Annotated in this window: 1 protein-coding gene and 1 pseudogene; one reads left to right on the top strand and one right to left on the bottom strand. The window is 65.7% G+C overall.

Going from position 1 to position 1,817, the window contains the following annotated elements; all coding sequences use genetic code 11:
• Positions 1–571, top strand: a pseudogene (locus tag AC5RWT_RS36985) (hypothetical protein); the annotation flags it as partial.
• Positions 572–595: 24 nt separating this feature from the next.
• Here AC5RWT_RS36985 and AC5RWT_RS36990 read toward each other — a convergent pair.
• A complete protein-coding gene (locus AC5RWT_RS36990) occupies positions 596–1,798 on the bottom strand; it encodes an IS110 family RNA-guided transposase (protein WP_494084558.1) in 1,203 nt (400 codons plus the stop codon).
• Positions 1,799–1,817 lie beyond the last annotated feature (19 nt).

Here is a 1,817-nt window from a genome sequence, read left to right on the forward strand (position 1 = left end):
AGCGCGGGCTGCGCTCGAACGTCCCCGCGATCTTCATTCAAACTGGAGCGGAACGTGGTGGTCGATCCCGCTCGGACTGGTCCAAACCGTGGGGCAAATCCCCGCCGGACTGGACCTCGTGGAAGATAGCCCCGGCTGGGAAGAGGCCACCGCGATCGCGGTCCGTGGGGTAGGCCGGACTTACGAGATCCACACGGCCGCTGACTGGATCCGTTTGTGCCGCTCCTTTCCGCTCGACGTCACCGCCGCGCGCCGTCATGACTGGTACTGGGCAACCGGCAGGGACGGCCGATGGGTAATCCCCGACTGGGAGCAGGTCGCTCGCGAATGGGACGCGGTGCACCTCACCGTCCTGGGGTACCTCAGCGGTGCTACCCGGGCGCTTCAGGTTGAGGCCGACACCGCATCTGTCATCGCAGGCTGGAATCCCGACACGACGATCTGGCTGACCGATGTCGCACGCGAATGGGAGGGCCCGCGTCAGACCTGGCACCGTGGACCCCACGACGACGTCTGGAACCGGGTGTCGGACGAAGCCAACGGTCATGGCACTGCCCCATCCGGGACGTAGGTTTCCCGGTTCAGTACGTCACGTTCACGCCGCCCGGGCAGCCGACTCCGGTTGGAGCCCATAGCTGGTCCCGTCACGAAGCATGGCCCAGAGGACGTTGAGCCGGCGGCGGGCCAGCGAGAGAACGGACTGGATGTGGGTCTTGCCTTCGGCGCGTTTGCGGTCGTAGTAGGTCCGGGAGGCGTTGGAGCTTCTAAGGCTGGACATGGCGGCCATGTAGCAGGCCCGCAACAGTCTGCGATCGTAGCGTCTGGGGCGGTGGTGGTTGCCTCTGATTCTTCCGGAGTCCTTGGAAGCCGGGGCGAGTCCCGCAACCCCGGCAAGCCGGTCGACACTTTCGAAAACGGTCAGGTCGCCACCGGTGGCACCGAGGAATTCGGCGCCGAGGACGGGACCGAAGCCGGGCATGCTGAGCATGATTTCGGCGTGGTGGTGGTCGCGGAAGCGCTCGGCTATGAGCGTGTCCAAGCCTTCGATCTGTGTGTGGAGGTCGAGTACTTCCTGGGCCAGTTCGGCGACCAGCCGGGCACCGATCCGTTGGGCGGGCACCGTGGTGTATTGGGATTTCGCAGCAGTGATGGCCCTTTCTGCCACGAGCAGGCTGCTGCGGGTGCGCAGGTTCTTGAGCCAGGCATGGAGGCGTTTCTCTCCGAGCCGGCGCAGGCCGTCGGGCGTGTTGTACCGGGTCAGCAAGAGCAGCGCGCCCTTGGATCTGCTGTAGTCAAAGGCTTGTTCCAGAGCCGGGAAGTATTCCAGCAGCTGGGCCCGGAGCCGATTGATCGCGCGGCTGCGATCGCACGCCTTGTCCGCGCGGCGCGCGGTAAGGATCCGCAAATCGACGCTGATCTCATCCCCTGCCCGCACCGGCTGCAGGTCCCTGCGCATGCGTGCCTGGTCGGCGATGACGGCAGCGTCCTTGGCATCGGTTTTCCCGTCGCCGCGGTAGGTTCGGGAAGCGTGGTGGACCGTGCGTCCGGGGATGTAGAGCAGGCGCTGATCGTGGGCGGCGAGCAGGGCAATCAACAGCGCGGCCCCGCCGTGGTTCAGGTCCACGGCCCAGACCACCTCTCCCCCGTCACCGAGGGCGGCAACGCCGGCGATCAGATCCAGCAGGTCCGTCTCATCGTTGGCGACGCGCTGGGAAAACAAGCGGGTACCTTCATCGTCGATGACGATGCAATGGTGGTGGGTTTTGCCGGCATCAATCCCGGCCCACAGTTGCGGCAATGCATTCTCCCCTCATCAG

It is taken from the genome of Arthrobacter sp. Dra40 (genome assembly GCF_059091905.1).